Genomic DNA, 17,283 nt, shown 5'->3' on the forward strand with positions numbered 1-17,283 from the left:
AGAAATTCGCTATTCAAAAAAGTGAATTGCTGAGCAAAAAAAATCGCAATAACTTTTCAAAAGTGTAACGGGCGAATAGACCGAGAACGTGGAGAAATTAAGAAAAACTTTGAGCGAGCAACAGAGTGTTTTTTCTTTTGGACACGATATGTTTTATTTCGTGGCCTTCGGCCACTTTATGTTTTATATCGGTATTGACGGGTGTTTGAGGCCTCTAGGTAAGGCGGACAACTTATGCTTTATTTGTAGGTCGTGTATTAGCTAACGGCACACGACAGACAAAGAAATCCCACCGAGATTGCTCAGGGCGAGAGGTACTTTATCGCTATTTTTTGTCTTACTCGGACTGATTCCTGCAAGTACTTAGAACCCCGTTTCACGCCAGGCCACCGAGGCGGCAACACGCAGGAATCGTAGCGCTGGTATTTCCCAGTCTCCGGCTATGGTGACACGTCCACGCCATGCCGGACTGGTGGCAGGTAGCGCCTCATCGGTATCCAGCACCACGCGATAGATGGCATGCTCCGGATACAAGCTGCCGTTCTTTTCGCGCACCAATACATCACCGCCGAATAGTGAGGCCAGTTCTGGCTCATTCAGGGTGCGGCTGGCATCGCGGTCTATGCTGACGACATTCAGGCGCCGGGCCGGTCCTGCCATGCCATCAGCGATGAACAGTGCACGGTCGCCTTTTGAAATACGACGTACCGCTTCTTCGTCAACGTAAGTCACCACTTGCCAGCGATCTGCAGCGACCAGTGAGCCGAGATATTCCTGGCTCTTGAGTGCTTCGCCGGGACGCAAATCGGGATCGATGTCGACCAGCACGCCAGCGTAGGGGGCAACAGGTTGATAGCGTTGGAGATCGGTACTGACGGCGACTCGCTCCGCGTTGGCATAGGCCAGTTGATCGTTGAGTACTTGCCAGTCTTTACGGCTGTTTACGTCGAGTCCGGCCGCAGCTGATTGCCACGCCAGCGATTCATATTTGGCGTCGGACTCGGTGGCGCGCAGATCCAGCTCCGGTGATGACAGCTGTATCAGTGCTTGCCCGGCTGACACCGCCTGACCACTGGCGACCGGCAGCGCGTCCAATGTGGCGTGGGGCGGCGCATAGAGCGCCAGCCTGGTTTGCGGCTGCAACAGGCCGGAGCTGCGTACCCGATCCGGCCACGGCAGCAGGAAGATAAAAATAAACAGTGCTGCCAGTGCTGCACTGCGTCGGGCACGTTTGCTGTGTCTTATGTCCGGCCAGCGTGTACGCCATACCTGAATTTCGCGCCATACCGGCAACGCAACAAACCAGCATATCTCCACGATAAATAGCAGAATCCCGACCGCTTTGATGAAGAAGTGGTAGACCAGTACAGCGATGCCGAGAAAGAGTATGAGGCGATAGATCCAGATTGCCCATGCAAACAGGATCAGACCGGTATTCATGCGTGGCGAAAATGCTTCCGGCGCTGGTTCACCCAATGCAAACAGGCGCTCACGTAGATCCCAGCGCGCGAGTGCGAACGCGCGGTTGTGCAGGTTAGGCAAGCCCAGGTAGTCCGACAGGATGTAGTAGCCATCAAAGCGCATGAAGGGGCTGGCATTGATGAGCAGGGTGCTGATCCAGGTGGTGGTCGAGAGCAGGAAGGCGACTTGTTTGGGGCCGCCTTCCGGTAACCACGCCCACGCCAGAGTCGCCCAGGCGGCGATGCCGAGTTCAGTGATGATCCCGGCACTGGCTACGGTTAATCGTTTTTTTCTGTCGGCGAGTTTCCAGACTTCATTGGTATCGGTATAAGCGACCGGCCACATCACCAGAAACGCCAGCCCCATGGTTGGTACCCGGCAACCGTAGCGTTTGGTGGTCAGCGCATGGCCCAGCTCATGGCAGGTCTTGGCGAAAAAAATGGCTGCACCGTATAGCACCGCACCATCCCAGCTGAGCGTGTCCATCAGCGTGGCGGAGAATCGATCCCACTCGCGGTAGGCACCGATCAATCCAAGCACACCGGCAAGAATCGTCAGATGACGGAAAGTGGGGCTGAACAGGAACGCCAGTCGCGGTTCCAACCAAGTCAGCCAGCGGTCAGGTCGCAATAACGGAACACGGAAAAACAGATAGTTATGCAGCAGCCACTGATGCCAGTTGCCACGTTGCTTGGCGCGCATAGCGGCCAGTGCAGGGGCCGAACCTTTTTCTGCCTGCAGCAATTGCTGCTCTCCCAGAAACGTCAATAGTCCATTGAATGCTGCGCTATCAAGCTGGAGCGCCGTTATGCTGTTGATCTCGGCGAGGATGGTTTCAGCATCGCCCATATTCCAGCGACTGAGCATTTCAAAACTAGGCCAGTCGAGCTGGAAAAACATATTGCGCACAGGATCATGCAGCGTCCAGCTCGGTTGTCCGTCGGGCAAGCGCGGGCCGACGCTGATGGACAGTTCCTGGCGCAGAGCAGGTAGGCTAGAAGGCATGCGTACTCAAATCGCCAGGAATTGACGGATGCTGGCCAGCGGTCGTCGTAGTACCCAATAGACCAACGGTACATAGCTACCACCCAATTTAGCCGTTCCTTTGAGGCCCACGCGCTGGTCGGTGCTGGCATTCAGTTTTGCGCGTACCCGGTAGGCGTAGCTGCCATCGGGACGCGCTGTGGCACGATGGCTCATGTAACGCAGGGTGCCGGATATCGACGACAAGGGAGCGGCTGCCAGGTACAAAGACAGTGGCGCTTGCTCGCTGACCGGGACAGCATCACCTATCGGTACCCACGCTTCGATTTCAATATCGTTAGCTGCGGCTACCTGCATGATGCGCTCTCCGGTTTGTACCGGACGACCTACCCATTCGGATGGATCATCGAACAATACGGTACCCGCTTGCGGTGCCACCACGCGCGAACGTTGTGCCTGACTTTCGAGGAAGCTGGCCTGCGCCTGTTTCTCGGCGATCCTGCCCAGGAGCGTAGCTAATTGCGTTTTTGCACGCGGGTCATTCAACATGAGTTGTGCGGCTTGCCGGTACTCGGCTTGAGCCGTACCCAAGGCTTCGCGTGCTACTTCCAGGCGGCTGCCGATAGGTGCCTGATCGAAAGAAAATAGTAGCTGACCGGCGGCGACGGTCTGGTTGGGCGTGACGGCGAAATCTGCAATGACGCCATCCAATGGCGCACGTATGGTGGCCGGATTGGCTGGTACCAGCTCACCGGGCGCCAGCACCGTGAGGCGCACTGGAAACAATAGAACGACCAGTAATCCGACACCTGCTGCGAGACGGCGACGCCAGCGTTTGTCTGCTGCACCACCATGCCACCAGGCCCGTAAGCGCGCCGGAATAGCGGCAAGCGACCAGCGTGCAGGACGATGCATGGCGCGCCACGCGTGCTGCCAGATATCCATCCATTCTTCTAGCAGCGCCAATTCGTCCGGGCGCAATGGATGATCGCCTGCCAGCAGCAAGCCAGCCTGATCAGCAGTTGGGTGATTGTTTTCGGGATGGCGCAGTCCGCGCAGCGGTATCCATGTTACTGCTGCAGGCAACCATTCGTCCCACGCAGTAGTTATCGAGGCGGGTAGCTGTGTCGCATCGACCGTTAGCGCTCCACCGCTTGTATGCTGGGTCGCGAGCGTGCGGCACAACTGGTTCAGCCATTGTGCATATGGCGCATTGGCTTCGACCGCCACCACGCCGGACAGTGTGTGTACACCACTTGTGCCTAACCATAATGCAGCCTGGCGGTAAGGCAGCAAAACGCGCGTGTCGTTGACTGCGAGGAAGGCAAGTTCATTGGCACTGGCAGCAGCGCGTGCGCGCTGAGCCAGTTCGATTAACTTCAGTAGCGGATTACCTGCTGCGCCGTCGCTCATGCCCCCGGTCTCGCTCCTGTCGTACTACGCGCCAATACGGCCAGGCGTTCGGCACCAGCTTCGCGCGTGGTACGCATTTGTTCAGTCAGGCTGGCGCGACCGATAGGTTCGGCGATGCCGCGCTCTAAATGAGCGCCTTTGTTACCTTGTCCATCTTTGGTCACAACGATTTTGAAGGTCTGTACTGCGATCCGTCCCTGCGCATCCCGTGCCACCACCTTGAAGCTAATTGTGCCTTCGAAGGCGGGAGGTGGAGTGCCTTCAAAACGTCCGGTGCGGGAATTGAATTGGAGCCAGCCTGGCAATGGCATGCCATTGGCTTGCGTTGCGCTCAACTCTATGGTGCTGGATGAGATAAAGGCATCGCCTGGTATTTGTACTGCAATGCGACTGCCGCTGCTCACACTCAAGTCTGCAATTGGACTATTGATTAACAATACGTCACTGTTGACCGTCGATTCCGCACGCACAGTGGAATCGAAAGGCGAAGACAAGGTATTGCTATCGAGTGTGGACACGCTCGGATTTAAAACACTGGACCAAGTGCCGGATGGCGACGGCGCGAAAACGGGCGCGGGAACTGAGCCAGGGCCGCTTGGCGCCGGTGGTTCTATGCTCGGCTGATGGATTACCTGCGGCGGCGGGGTTTGCGTCTCCACAGGTAATGGTGGCGGTGCTGTTGATGGCAGTACACCGACGGTCAATTCATTCGCGCTGCTGTCGCTGGCAGTATTGCCAGCCAGATCGGTGATGGTTGCGACCACACTGTATTGATGGTTCATGACCAGGGTCAAGGTGCCGCTAACCGGTACCGCTGTTGCCAGATCCAGGGTCCAGCTACCGGCCACTGGCGTAACGTTATAGGTAGCACCGCCGACTGTGACGGTCATGGTCTCACCGGCCGCCAGTGTGGCGCTACCGGTCAATACCGGTGTGAGGCTGGTGGTCGACTGTGTATCGACGGTAGGCACGCTGGCCGCGGTATCGTAGACATAAGCCTGGGCTGTCACGTTGCCATCGTTGCCCGCAATATCGACTACCTTGACCAGCAAGGTGTTACTGCCGCTGAGCGTCTGGCCGCTCAGCGACCAGGTGTCAGTACCGACGGTGGCGGTAGCAACGATCCAGGTAGCGCCATTATCCAGCGAGACCTGGACAGTCTCACCGCTGGCCAGATTGGCTGACAAAGTACCGCTGATAGTTTGTGCGGCGACGTTGGTAATGAAGTCGGTGGACGAAGCGCCGCTGTCAGCCGAGAAGGAGATGCTAGCCACGCTGGTCATCGGCCCAGTCGTATCGAGTACATAAGCACGGCTGGTGGCGGTACCGTTGTTGCCTGCTGCATCAGTGACGCGCAATTGCAGGGTGTCGCTGGCGGCCAGCGTGACGCCGTTCCAGGTCAGTGTCGTGCCGGATACCTTGCTGGTGATGTCGGTCCACGTCGCACCGTTGTCGAGTGAGCCGTAGACAACATCACCGGCTGCTGGTGCCGCGCTAAGCGTAGCACTGATGGTTTGCGCCGCGGTGTTGGTGATCAAGTCGGTTGCGCTGCTGCCGGTGTCGGCTGATAGCGCGATGTCGCTGAAACTGATGCTCGGTGCCGTAGTGTCGAGTACATAGGCTTGCGAGTAAGGCGTGCCATTATTACCAGCGTCGTCGCTGATGCGCACCTTCAGCGTGCCGCTGCCGTTTAAGGTTTGATTGGCGAGTGACCAAGTGTTGGCGCCGACCGTGGCGGTGGCGAGGGTCCAGGTAGCGCCATTGTCGAGCGAGACGTAGACGCGTTCACCAGCGGCCAGATTGGAAGTTAATGTGCCGCTGATGGTTTGCGCTGCCGTCTTGGTGATGAAGTCGCTGCCTGAGGTTCCGGTGTCATCCGAGAAGGCGGCACTGGCGACGGTATTGGTCGGTGCCGAGGTATCGATAACGATATCTTTGTTTGCACCCAGCGATCCGGCCGTGCCCGGCGTCGCCAGAATGATATTGGCGGATTGCTGGGAACCCCCTGCATCGATAATCGAGGCACCGTTGAGCGCCAGCGCGAAGGCCGAGCTGTAGTCGAGGTCGGCACTGTTCTCGCCAGCCCCGACGGTGTAGCTAAAGGTCAGCGTGCCGGTACCACTGCCGCCGGTATAGGTGGCAGTGCCACCACTGGCAAGCGCAAGGGTCGGCGTGCCGAAGGTGGTGTCGACATTGATCGCAGTGGAAAAATCGACCGTGATCGTGATGGTCGAGCCGGCGCCATAGGCACCGTCGGATGTGCTGGAGCCGACGCTGGTGATGGCGGGGTTGGTGCCGTCAACATTGATGGCGGCCGTGCTGCCTACGCTGTTGAGGGTAGTCACGATGTCGTTGCCAGCGGCATCCTGCATTAGGGCTCCGCCGGTTGATAAGGCGCCTATCGTAATGCCATTGGCGTCGATGTCACCACTAGGTACGATGTAGCGGAACAGCAGCGCGCTACTGCCCGAACCTGATACATAGTCAGCATAGCGAGTAGTGGAACCGACAACGAGGGCGATCCGCGGCGTGCCGCCGAAGGTGTCGACGATGACTGCCTCACTGAAGTTAACGGTGAACTCCAATGTGCCGCCAGCGCTATAGGTACCGTTGGCCGGGACTGCGACTGAGGTTACGGTAGGCGCGGTGGTGTCGATGGTGATGGTCAGTCCGCTGGAGGCGGCTGAGACGTTACCGGCGGTATCAGTGGCGACGGCAGTGATAGTGTGGCTGCCCTGGGTTAAGACGCCAGTAGTGTAGGTCCAGCCACCGGCACCAGCGACAACAGTGCCGAGCATTGTAGCGCCATCGTACAGCGTGACTGTGCTGCCATTTTCTGCCGTACCGCTCAGCGTAGGCGTGGTATCGAGCGTGATGTTGTCATTGTTGAGCGGACCTGTATCACTGGACGTTGCCAGATCCGGCGTGCCGGGCGTGGCCGGGGCGCTGGTGTCCAGCGTATAAGCTTTGCTTTGCGGTGTGCTTTGGTTGCCGGCAGCATCGACCACCTTCAGTTGTAGCGTGTTGCTGCCAATGAGGGTGGCGCCGTCCCAGCTCAGGCTGGTGCTGCTAACTTTACTGGTGATGTCGGTCCAGGTCGCGCCGTTATCCAGCGAGCCGTACAGGATATCGCCAGCAGCGAGTGGTCCGCTCAGCGTGGCTCCTATGGTCTGACTAGCGGTCTTGGTGATGAAATCACTGTTGCTGCCACCTGTATCGGCTGACAGCGACAGGCCGCTGAAGGTAGTGGTCGGTGAGGTGGTGTCGTACTGGTAGGCCTGCGACAGCGCGGTGCTAACGTTACCGGCAGTGTCGCTAACCCTGACCAACAGGGTACCGTTACCCGTCAGTGTGCGGGGCAGTGACCAGGTGTTCTGGCCGACGGCGGCGGTGGCGGCGGTCCAGGTGCTGCCATTGTTGAGCGACACATAGACTGTTTCGCCGCTGGCCAGGTTGGCCGATAACGTACCGCTGATGGTCTGTGCCGCTTGGTTGGTGATGAAGTCCGTTGGCGAAGTCCCGGTGTCGCCGGAAAAGGACGCAGTGGCTACAGTGGTGGTCGGTACACTTGTGTCGAGCGTGTAGTTGCGGAAGCTCAGCGCGCTGTCGTTACCAGCCTCGTCGGTGACCTTGAACATGATGGAGTTGGCGCCCGTACCGAGAGTGGCACCATTCCAGTTCAGTGAGGTGCCGCTAACCTTGCTGGTGATATTGGTCCAGTGCGCACCGCCGTCGACTGAACCCCAGACGACATCGCCACCGACTGGTGCGCTGCTCAGCGTGGCACTGATGGTCTGCGACGCGCTGTTAGTGATGAAGTCGGTGTTGCTGACGCCGGTGTCGCTTGACAAGGCAATGCTGCCGAAGGTGGTCGTCGGCGGGGTGCTGTCGACTGTGTAGCTTTGGCTGCGCACCGTGCCGTCATTACCGGCGGCGTCAGTGACTTTGAGCTGTAGCGTGTTGCTGCCGGTGAGAGTGACGTTGTCCCAGGTCAAGGTAGTACCGCTGACTTTGTTGGTGATGTCGGTCCAGTGGGCGCCATTGTCGATCGAGCCCCAAACGATATCTGTGCCGGCTAGTGGGCTGCTGAGTGTAGCAGTGATGGTCTGGCTACTGTCCTGCGTGATGAAGTCAGTCCCCAAGGTGCCTGTGTCGCTCGACAGTGACTGGCCACTGAAGGTGATGGTCGGTGCAGTAGTGTCCAGGGTGTAGGTGTGCGAAAACGCGGTACTGGTGGAACCGCCGTTCGTCACGCGCGCCATGAAGGTGTTGCTGCCGGACAGCGTGGTGGTGGTGCTCCAGGTGCTGCTGCCGACCGCATAGCTAGTGGCGTTGTTCCACGTGCTGCCGTTGTCGTAGGAAACCTCGATCCGCTCACCGCTGCCCAGGTTGCCAGAAAGTGTGCCGGTGATGGTTTGCGCGGCGGTCTTGGTTATGAAATCGGTATTGCTGGTACCGGTGTCGGCCGACAGGTGGGCATCATTGTTGACCACGATGGTCGGCGGAGGAAGTGCCTTGACGTCGGTGATTTCAAAGTTCTGGAAGGTGGCATAGGCATTGCCGGTGAAGGTTACGCTACGGATATCATTGAGCGAGGTTGCGATGCTGGACAGGGCGTTGCCGGCTTCGACACCATTCACTACAACCGGCGCCAGAACGTTGCCATTGATATCAGTGACTTGCATAGTAAACGTGCCGTTGTCCGCGTGTGCCAGCATGGAGGCCATATCAAAGGTATAGCCACTTTTTATGCTGATAGTGAAAACGAAGGATTCCGCGTTTGCATTTAGAGGATACAGGCCCATGTCTGCACCACCGGTATTCAGTATGTAGAGGTAGGGCGCGGAAAAGGTCAGTGGCTGGCCGCCTACGTTTTTGGTAATGCTGGTTTTGGGGATATTCTCATCGCCATCAACACCATAGATGATGCTTACGGTTGTGAGCACGTCATCGTATTGCATCAGCGCGAGTTCATGCGCGTCGATAGCGCCGCTATGCGCTTCCAACGTCCAGTCACCGCCGAGACGGGAGGCGCCGGTCAGGTCGGTCGACGCAGCGACATCAGCACCGGTAGCCCGGGCAATGCCGTCTATCAATTGCGCACCACCGGTACCCGCCGCCACGTCACAACCGTACAAGAGTAAATCGCCGTCTGCGCTTAGCGCCTGGCCCAGCTGTGCCAACTCGGCCTGCGTGACGGCGGAGTTTAACGATGATGCGGTCAGTACATTGGTGCCGAGATTGATCGTGCCTTCAGAACCATGCGACAGGATGTGGATGGCATCCAATCCATTTTGGCTGGCCGCCCACTGCGCGATTTGCGCCAGACCGTCACGGCTGCCGTCGAATTCGACGATGCCCACGCCATCGCGTATGCCTGCTTCCAGTGTTTTGTAATTTGCCAGCGAAGTATCAACCAGCACCACTTCCTTCTTGCCATCGTCTTTCGCTGGTTCTGCTGCACGTATTGTGACTGCCGGTGGTACCGGCGGCGGGGCGCTGTCAGGTGTGGCGGCGTGAGCTGCGTCGGCGACTGCGCCATCAAACATGAAACGCTGCTCCAGCGACATTAGCTGCGAAGCACGGCGTAATGGGCGACGCGTGCTGAGGGCCGCTGCGGTAAGGTTCAGTGGAGTGATCGTTTGATTCATGGCAGGCTCCTCGAAGGGCGCGGGTGGTGCAACTAAATAGTGTGTAGAGAACTAACGCTGCGGCGGTGCCATCAGGACTTTGCCGCTCATGCCAGCAACCAGTTCGCTGAAGCGACCGTCAATGACGGCAGTCAACTTGACCGACTGACTGATAGGGTCGACACGGGCGCCGATGCGTTGTACTTTGGCCGGATAGGTTTTGCCGGTCTCGTCTATATTGACCTGGAAGGCGGCGCCATTGCGCACCCAGGCGAGCCAGCGCGACGGGACGATGAATTCCAGTTCCAATTGACTGTCGTCGAGGATTTCCAGTAGGGCCTGACCTGGTTGTACGTATTGCTGCTCGCGCGCTTTTTGTTCGGCGATACGACCGCTGAACGGGGCGGTAATCTGACACTTGCCGATTAACGCGCGGTTGGCTGAGACTTCGGCCTGGGCCTTGAGTACATCAGCCTTGGAAATATCGAGTTCAACTTTGCCGACCGAATTAAGCTCGGCCAGTTTTTGATTGCCGCGCCATGCCGTATCGGCCGCCATCAATGCAGCCTCCGCTTTGGCCAGCTGGGTTTGCTGCAGCGCGCAGTCAAATTGCACCAGGGTTTGCCCCTGCTTGAATGCTGCGCCTTCGGTCAGTGGCAAACGATTGATCTTGGCACCTATTTCTGCCGCCAGAGTGGTGTAGCGACGTGGCGACAATTGCGCACGGATTTCACGTGTTTCCAGCGTTGAGCCAACGACTGCTTGCGGCGGGGCGGCTTGTATGAGCGGAGTCAGTACCAGCAGCGTGCAGGCCAGTGAGCGACGCAGGTTGGTACCGATTAAAACTTGCTTCATGGAGCGCTTTCAATTTCCGGCAACTGGCCCTTGTTCCATGTCTGCAGCGATTTGGACACTGCATCGGTCAATGAGGCCAAAGGCATGTCTGATGCAGCGTCTATAGTCGGTTCCATGCCCAGTGTGGCTTGCAGGCGCGATGCGGCGGCCTGTGCATTCGACAAAGCCTGATAGCGACGCAGTTGCGATAGTGCGGCTGCGCTTTGTTGCGAAATACGATCAAGCGCAGATTGTTTTTGCGCATCTGCCTGATTGGATACATGCTGGGTAATACGGTTATCTACCTGCGCGATCGCATCGGAGCGTTCGTATTGACGTGCAGTGTTTGCGTATTGCAGGCGCGCGATATGTAATTGGCTCAGCACGGCCATTTGCATTGCCATCCGCTTTTGATCAGCCAGTGCAACACCGGCATCGGCCAAGCGCATTTGTGCCGGTGCTGCCAGCAGTCCCAGCAAGTTGAACGATAACTGTATGCCAGCTTCGTTCCAGCTTTGATTGATCAGATAGCTGTCATCACTATGCTTGGCACCGTAGTTGAAAGACAGGCCAGGGAACAGCTTGAGCATCGCGCGACGCGTTTCTTGTTGCGCGATACGCGAGTTATAGATGCCCTCACGCAGATCAGGATTGCGCAGCAAGGCGACTTCTTCCATCTTGTCCAGCGGCTGATTCAACCAGGCGGTATTGATATCACTTGCTGGTTCGACCACCGTATAGTCAGTGTTCAACGGCAACGCAGTCAGGTTGGCCAACTCGATTCGTGCGGTCGACAACTCTTGTTCTATGGTTTCCAGCAAGCGCAGGTTTTCCAGCAATTGACGTTGATAACGCAGCGGTTCTAGTGGTGAACGGATGCGGTCGTCTTCTGCTTTGCGTGCGTCCTGCAAGGCTTTTTCCGAATCTGTAATGGTGGTGCGCAGCAAAGGCAATAATTTTTGTGCGGCGACGACGCGCCAGTAAGCAGTGCGTACATCCAGGATCAGGTTATGCAAGGCCTTGCGGCGACGCTCGCCAGCGATCATGACGCGGTCAGCATTTTGACGCGCAGCGTAATAGCTCTGTCCGAAATCGAGCAAGCTCCACGAAATACCGATTTCGGTCGTGGTTGCCTCGCGGCTGGATGAGATGTATGGATTGGCCAGTGAAGGCTGACCGGTAACTGAGTCGACGCTACGGGTGATCAGGTCCTTGTCGCGATCACGGTATCCGGCCGATGCCATCAGCTTGGGCAGCATGTCGAACTTGCCAGCTTCAAAGGTGCCCATCGCGACAGCTTCTTCCAGCGCACGATAACGACGGTCTGCGTTGTACTTGATGGCACGGGCAATCGCGCCGTCCAGGGTCAGCGGTCCTGCCAGTGGTTCTATATCTTTTTGCAAGGCGGCTTTGTCTTGCAGCAGCGTGTCGCGGATTTCCGGTGTCGAAAGCCGGGCATTATCGACATTGAAGGTAGAGCAGCCGCTTAAAACCAGCACGCTGGTGACGGCAATCGCGCCCATCTTTACACCAGATAAACGAACGAAGGGATGCTTAAGGGTTTTGTACATAGATTGATTTTTTTGGTTATTCGATTTATCTGGCGCGACTTAACTATTTGGCAATTTTCTGGCTTTCCAGATTTTCCTCGCTGCAATATTTTACTAGCTAACTTTCTAATAAAAATACAATTAGCCTCATCTATTTTTTAACAACAAAACGGGCTGCTGATTGCTGATCAGGCCGATTTTTGATAAGGCACACGAGTCTATTCATTTCAAAATGAATGTAAATACTGCAAACGCAGTAGGTGAGTGTTCCTGCCATTCCCATCCAGCAGAAAAAAATCCCGCCGAGATCGCTCAGGGCGGGAAATGCTTTACTGCTATTTTTACGACCCAGTCAGGTAGTGACCCTGGCCGCTCTTGTTGATCCGAAACCGATTTGAATTGTGTTCAATCGATACCGGTTGCCGTCGCGACAACGGCAAGTCGATGGCGTGGTGGCGTGACCGCGCGTTTGATGCTGGATAGTTTGGAAGTCAGGGCAGGCCGCACCGGTGTCGAGCGCGCTGCTTCCTGCTGTTGCTGTTCGGCCTGGATTGCGTTGGCGTCGATCTTGAAGACGCTGACGGTTTGTTCCAGCTTGACTGCCTGATCCTTGAGCGAGGCCGCCGCAGCCGCTGCTTCTTCTACCAGTGCCGCGTTCTGTTGTGTGACGTTGTCCATTTGCGAGATGGCTTGGTTGACCTGTTCTATGCCTGCGCTTTGCTCTTCGCTGGCAGCCATGATTTCAGCCATGATGTCGGTTACGCGTTTCACGCTGTCTACAACTTCTGTCATGGTTGAGCCGGCTTGCGCCACCAGTTTGCTGCCGGTGTCGACACGACCGACTGAGTCGTCGATGAGTGCCTTGATTTCCTTGGCGGCGGCAGCGGAGCGTTGTGCCAGGTTGCGTACTTCGCTGGCGACGACGGCAAAGCCACGACCTTGTTCACCGGCACGTGCCGCTTCGACTGCAGCATTAAGGGCCAGGATGTTGGTCTGGAAGGCGATACCGTCGATGACGCCGATGATGTCGGTGATTTTTTTCGCGGAGTCGTTGATGCCGTTCATGGTGACCACGACTTCGCTGACGACGTCACCACCCTTGATCGCTATTTCGGAAGCAGACATGGACAGGCTGTTGGCCTGACGTGCGTTATCTGCGTTCTGTCTGACGGTAGAGGTCAGTTCTTCCATCGACGAGGCGGTTTCTTCCAGTGAGCTGGCTTGTTCTTCGGTGCGGGAAGAGAGATCCATATTGCCGCTGGCGATCTGGTTGGAGGCGGTCGCCATAGTCGAGGTACCGCTGCGCACTTCGTCGACGATACCGATCAGGCTTTGGTTCATGTCTTTCAGTGCTTGCAACAACTGACCGGTTTCATCTTTGGATTTGACATCGATTTTGCTGGTCAGGTCGCCGCTGGCCACAGTTTGTGCAACCAGTACTGCTTCGTTCAGTGGGCGCGTAATCGAGCGGCTGATGAAGATGCCCAGGCCTATGCTGAGGAGCAGGGCAATGGCAGAGATCGCGACGATGATGGTGATCGATTGTCGCGCTGCGAGGTCGGCTTCAGCGCTTTTCGCATCAACTACTTTCTGCATAGCAGTGACGACTACACCGATGTCTGCAACGATTTGTCGACGCAGCGGACTGCATTCATTGACGAGGAATTTGCCGAAGGCTTCCATTTGATCCGCATCGCGGAACTGACGCGGGCGTTTGAGTTCTTCCGCCATGGTCAGCAAACCTTTGCTGACTTTTTCAAAGTTGGCATCGCCTTTGAAGTGGGGCGTCATCTGCGCCAGGGCTTCCAGATAGATGGCTTTTTGCTCATCCAGGATGTCCAGTTCTTTCACCGCATCTGCTTTGTTGGTGAAGATGTACGCATTACGCGCCGCAAGGCCGGTCTGGCCGAGCGCTTCACGCGCGGCGTAGAGGCGCTCCAGTTGCTGGGTGCGGATTTGGTTTTGTGCCGCGATGACACCGTCGATCTGATTTATTCGCATCAGGGCGAATATCGCGATCAGCAATGTAAGCAGGGCTGTGATGCCGAATCCGAGGGCTAGCTTGGTTCCTACCTTCATATTTGCAAACATCGTTATCTCCCAATGTACGTCATTGAAGTTCTTCGCTGAGTGATGATTAGTCCGAAACGCGTTTGTGAAAAAAAGAGGTCCAGAGGCCAGAAAAAAGCGTGATGCCATGAGGAAATTTTCATGACGCTACCATGCTGTATGGAAATAAACGCTCCCATAAATATGAGATTTGATGCGGATTTGCGACGGTTTTTGCTAAAAAACGTCAAATGAAATTAAGCCCAACTATTTTTAATATGCGCTTAACAAGATGTGCACCAAATTGACGCGTGCTGACGTGTCAGTTGTGCTGTATTTGCGGGCTTATTCGAGGTACCTGATCTTGTGCAGATAGGCATAAAGTTGCTGGCGCTGCGAGGTGTCGAGCTGCAGGCATTCGCCACCTATTGAGATCGTCAATTCACCATCAGAGAACAAGCCTGCAATGACGGGAGGCGACTTGGAGTCGAAGCTGAGTGATGGGAATGCGATGTGTTCGGTTGAAGATGGTGTGCCATTCTCGTGACCGCTAATGGAGTGCACATTGGATGAGATAAGTGCGGGCACCTTTTCGGTGTAGGCTCTCTGCAATTGCAGGATATTTGGTTGCGATGAGGTATCGCTATCGGCTACTCCTGATTCGCTCCGGCGAGTAGCGATAAATTGTTCATCCAGTACGGTGTCGGGAGTGGCGAAATAGAGGCGACCACGGCGGTCTTTGACTTTAACGATGGCTTCATGCGTCAGCGCACGCAACAACAAGGTATTGATCGCAGAACTATCGCGTTGCAGCACATGGGCCAGTTCTTTCGGTGTCATCGGGCCATTGCCGAGTGCATCGATTGCTTCTGCGACCTTGCTGCCTGGACGAGGAGAATATCGAGAAGGTGGTTTTTTCATGGCATCGGTTTCAGATGTGACCAGGGCGGTTTAGCTGCTTCTTTTGGAATGCTCGCGTTCTGATCTGGTAAATATGCGCGCTGGTCGTTGATCTATACTCAAATGAATAGAATGATGCGTCTTTTTATACGGAAATGACGCGGGATTAGTCTCGAAGGTTGGGGAGGATGCGTCGCCAGACGGCTAGCGAGCGCCGAAATAGCGGTAGCGGTGCGGAAGAAAAAGGGTGCTGCCGGGGTGGGATTTAATTGCCGGATGTCGGCTTGTCCGGGGTGTTGTCAGGGAAGGGTTCGGCTATCGTATCGATGATTTTGATCATTTGATTGAGCTGATAATCGGACATTTGCTGCATGGTTTTCACCGCATGTGCGATGCGTTTGTCCATAGCAGGATAGCTGTCTGTCGCATCTTCCTCCGAGTCGGAATGCTCCGCCACGCCTTCATTCAGCCATGAGAAAGTAACGCGACAGGCTTTGGCCAGTTTCTTGATGGTTTCGGTTTCCGGACCTTTGCTGCCGACACCTTTCAGGATGCGGCTAATCGTCGCTTGCGGCACGCCCGAAATACGGGCGAGTTCACTTTGCGATTTGATGCGCGCGGCCTTCATGGCCTGGTCCAGTCGGTTTCCTATAGTCATGCAAAGACTATACATATGCGCATAATCACGATCAAAGAAACAATCATTTGTGCATAGTTTTAAACCATTCATGCATATATCGTGTTTTTCTGCATGTCCGGCGCTGATCAGGAGTGCTGGTAGTAAACTTGAAACTCCGTATTTGGAGTATATTATATCCATATATGGAGGTAATCATGAGTGCAGCTTACGCTTATCCGAAGAGCCGATTTGAACCAGCAACGCTGGTAGACCTGAACGCGAAGTCAGAAAGAGAGCGCTTGTCGCGCTCCGCGCTGAAAGGTTTTTTCTTGCTGGCCGCGGCGTGGAAGCTGCGCGATGAAGATGCGCGCGAGTTGCTGGGCGGTTTGTCCAGCAGTGCTTTCTATGAGTGGAAAAAGAATCCTGATCGTCTGCTTGAGGTCGATCGCATCACGCGCATTTCCTATCTGATCGGTATCTACAAGGCGCTGCACATTTTGTACGGTGAGAAGCTGGCGGATGAGTGGGTCAGTCTGCCGAATAAAAACGTGATTTTCTCCGGCGTGTCGCCGCTGGCTTATATGCAGGCTGGTGGCTTGCTGGCGATGCAGACCGTACGCAAATTACTGGATGCACGACGCGGAGGCTTGTGATGGCGTCACCTCCGTTAGTGCTGTTGCGGCAGTTTGATACCTGCCGCTTAATCCCTTCGCGTTTTGTCGATAAAGAAGATTCAGTACTGGTTGCGCTGTCCGAAGACGAGAAGCATCTGGCCGATATCTTTGAACTGGATAATGCAACCAATGCGCGCCTGATCGCCGAGCATGGCAGGGCTACCGGCATCGGTGTCGACGAGCTGGTGTTTGGTGTGCCTAACTTTCGCATGATTAATGCAGCCTATACCTATGCGCGGCCGGAAGGCAGTCGCTTCAATACCGATGAACGCGGTGCCTGGTATTGCGCTTTCGAGTTGCAGACAGCGCTGGCCGAGATCATCTTTCACAAGACGGTCGAGTACTACGAGATAGACCGTTTTGACGATAGTGTGCGTTATCAAGTCTTATTGGCGGATTTTAATAGCGAGTTTCATGACCTGCGCGGCGCGACGCGTTATGCCAAATGCCTGGCACCTGATAGCTATCTTGCGTCGCAAAAGCTGGCAGTACAGTTATTGGAAGCAGGAGCGCTGGGGATTATTTATCCCAGCGTGCGGCATGCGGGCGGTACCAATCTGGCATGCTTCCGTCCGGCACTGGTTGGGAATGTGCGGCGTGGGCAGGTGTATGAACTGACATGGTCGGGTACACCTGAACCCAAGGTGAAGGCGGTACGTAAATAGGTGGTTCTGGAGATCAGGCGCCCTGTTGCATCGCCTTTGCCACGCTGTCCTTGTTCAGCACGTCGCCCCATGACTCGATGCGGTAGATGTCGCCAAATTTGTGGATGACCATGCCGTATTGTTCGCGCAGCTTGTCGACTTGTTCATCTATCGAACTTTTGTCGATACCTGTCAGGTCATCGATCGCGGTGGGAGTGGGGCGCTCCAGTAAGTCGATCGCAGATGCCAATACAAACAATCTGCGCGCATCATCCAGCGGATATTGCGGTACCCCGAATTTATTCCTGGTAACAGTCATGCGATCATCCTTTTCTCTACGGACGGCGGCAGATGTGTTCTGCCGCTTGCGGCCAGAGGTATAAGCATGCGTGTTGACGCTATTTTGAATACGCTACCCTCAATATAGTACCGACTCTGCTGACTGGCAAAAATTCCATTTGCCGATGACCAACATTTTGGTTTCGGCTCCGTGCCACCAGATAGGCATTTTTAAGTTAGTCTTAT

The 17,283-nt window shown here is 55.8% G+C and carries 11 protein-coding genes; 2 read left to right on the plus strand and 9 right to left on the minus strand.

Annotated features, from left to right (window positions below):
- Positions 1–363: 363 nt before the first annotated feature.
- The 8 genes from H7U06_RS13205 to H7U06_RS13240 form a co-directional block, all read right to left on the minus strand.
- Positions 364–2,466: an HlyD family efflux transporter periplasmic adaptor subunit gene (locus H7U06_RS13205; protein ID WP_175626591.1), complete on the minus strand. Its 2,103-nt coding sequence runs from the start codon at positions 2,464–2,466 to the stop codon at positions 364–366.
- A gap of 6 nt (positions 2,467–2,472) precedes the next feature.
- A complete protein-coding gene (locus H7U06_RS13210) occupies positions 2,473–3,858 on the minus strand; it encodes an efflux RND transporter periplasmic adaptor subunit (RefSeq protein ID WP_175626592.1) in 1,386 nt (461 codons plus the stop codon).
- Complete coding sequence (locus tag H7U06_RS13215) at positions 3,855–9,509, minus strand: Ig-like domain-containing protein (RefSeq protein ID WP_175626593.1); 5,655 nt, start codon at positions 9,507–9,509, stop codon at positions 3,855–3,857. Before H7U06_RS13215 ends, H7U06_RS13210 begins: the two co-directional genes overlap by 4 nt.
- Positions 9,510–9,560: 51 nt before the next feature.
- Positions 9,561–10,343: an efflux RND transporter periplasmic adaptor subunit gene (locus H7U06_RS13220; RefSeq protein ID WP_175626594.1), complete on the minus strand. Its 783-nt coding sequence runs from the start codon at positions 10,341–10,343 to the stop codon at positions 9,561–9,563.
- Positions 10,340–11,893, minus strand: coding sequence for a TolC family protein (locus H7U06_RS13225; protein WP_254873241.1), 1,554 nt, complete (start codon positions 11,891–11,893; stop codon positions 10,340–10,342). The genes H7U06_RS13220 and H7U06_RS13225 overlap by 4 nt, the downstream gene beginning before the upstream one ends.
- A gap of 384 nt (positions 11,894–12,277) precedes the next feature.
- Positions 12,278–13,963, minus strand: coding sequence for a methyl-accepting chemotaxis protein (locus H7U06_RS13230; protein ID WP_175626595.1), 1,686 nt, complete (start codon positions 13,961–13,963; stop codon positions 12,278–12,280).
- Between the two features lie 303 nt (positions 13,964–14,266).
- Complete coding sequence (locus H7U06_RS13235) at positions 14,267–14,842, minus strand: hypothetical protein (protein WP_175626596.1); 576 nt, start codon at positions 14,840–14,842, stop codon at positions 14,267–14,269.
- 244 nt (positions 14,843–15,086) lie between these two features.
- Positions 15,087–15,479 (minus strand): helix-turn-helix domain-containing protein, encoded by a 393-nt coding sequence (locus H7U06_RS13240; RefSeq protein ID WP_175626597.1) that lies wholly within the window; start codon positions 15,477–15,479, stop codon positions 15,087–15,089.
- A 176-nt stretch (positions 15,480–15,655) separates the two neighbouring features.
- On the opposite strand from H7U06_RS13240, the gene H7U06_RS13245 reads away from it, so the two are divergent.
- Together H7U06_RS13245 and H7U06_RS13250 are read left to right on the plus strand one after the other, a co-directional pair.
- A complete protein-coding gene (locus tag H7U06_RS13245; RefSeq protein ID WP_175626598.1) occupies positions 15,656–16,093 on the plus strand; it encodes an antitoxin Xre/MbcA/ParS toxin-binding domain-containing protein in 438 nt (145 codons plus the stop codon).
- Entirely contained in the window at positions 16,093–16,779 is a 687-nt protein-coding gene (locus tag H7U06_RS13250) for an RES family NAD+ phosphorylase (protein WP_175626599.1), read from the plus strand. The genes H7U06_RS13245 and H7U06_RS13250 overlap by 1 nt, the downstream gene beginning before the upstream one ends.
- 13 nt (positions 16,780–16,792) lie before the next feature.
- Here H7U06_RS13250 and H7U06_RS13255 read toward each other — a convergent pair whose 3' ends face one another.
- Positions 16,793–17,077 carry a hypothetical protein gene (locus tag H7U06_RS13255; RefSeq protein ID WP_175626600.1) on the minus strand — a complete coding sequence of 95 codons (285 nt, stop codon included), beginning with the start codon at positions 17,075–17,077 and terminating at the stop codon, positions 16,793–16,795.
- Between the last annotated feature and the right edge of the window lie 206 nt (positions 17,078–17,283).

It is taken from the genome of Herminiimonas sp. Marseille-P9896, from assembly GCF_903993245.1.
Taxonomy (GTDB): Bacteria; Pseudomonadota; Gammaproteobacteria; order Burkholderiales; family Burkholderiaceae_D; genus Oxalicibacterium; species Oxalicibacterium contaminans.

Bases quoted from the DNA above. Each gene is read 5' to 3' on its own strand.
- H7U06_RS13255 (WP_175626600.1), bottom strand. From the start codon at position 17,077: ATGACTGTTACCAGGAATAAATTCGGGGTACCGCAATATCCGCTGGAT.
- H7U06_RS13230 (WP_175626595.1), bottom strand. From the start codon at position 13,963: ATGTTTGCAAATATGAAGGTAGGAACCAAGCTAGCCCTCGGATTCGGC.
- H7U06_RS13240 (WP_175626597.1), bottom strand. From the start codon at position 15,479: ATGACTATAGGAAACCGACTGGACCAGGCCATGAAGGCCGCGCGCATC.
- H7U06_RS13225 (WP_254873241.1), bottom strand. From the start codon at position 11,893: ATGTACAAAACCCTTAAGCATCCCTTCGTTCGTTTATCTGGTGTAAAG.
- H7U06_RS13220 (WP_175626594.1), bottom strand. From the start codon at position 10,343: ATGAAGCAAGTTTTAATCGGTACCAACCTGCGTCGCTCACTGGCCTGC.
- H7U06_RS13205 (WP_175626591.1), bottom strand. From the start codon at position 2,466: ATGCCTTCTAGCCTACCTGCTCTGCGCCAGGAACTGTCCATCAGCGTC.
- H7U06_RS13245 (WP_175626598.1), top strand. From the start codon at position 15,656: ATGAGTGCAGCTTACGCTTATCCGAAGAGCCGATTTGAACCAGCAACG.
- H7U06_RS13215 (WP_175626593.1), bottom strand. From the start codon at position 9,509: ATGAATCAAACGATCACTCCACTGAACCTTACCGCAGCGGCCCTCAGC.
- H7U06_RS13210 (WP_175626592.1), bottom strand. From the start codon at position 3,858: ATGAGCGACGGCGCAGCAGGTAATCCGCTACTGAAGTTAATCGAACTG.
- H7U06_RS13250 (WP_175626599.1), top strand. From the start codon at position 16,093: ATGGCGTCACCTCCGTTAGTGCTGTTGCGGCAGTTTGATACCTGCCGC.
- H7U06_RS13235 (WP_175626596.1), bottom strand. From the start codon at position 14,842: ATGAAAAAACCACCTTCTCGATATTCTCCTCGTCCAGGCAGCAAGGTC.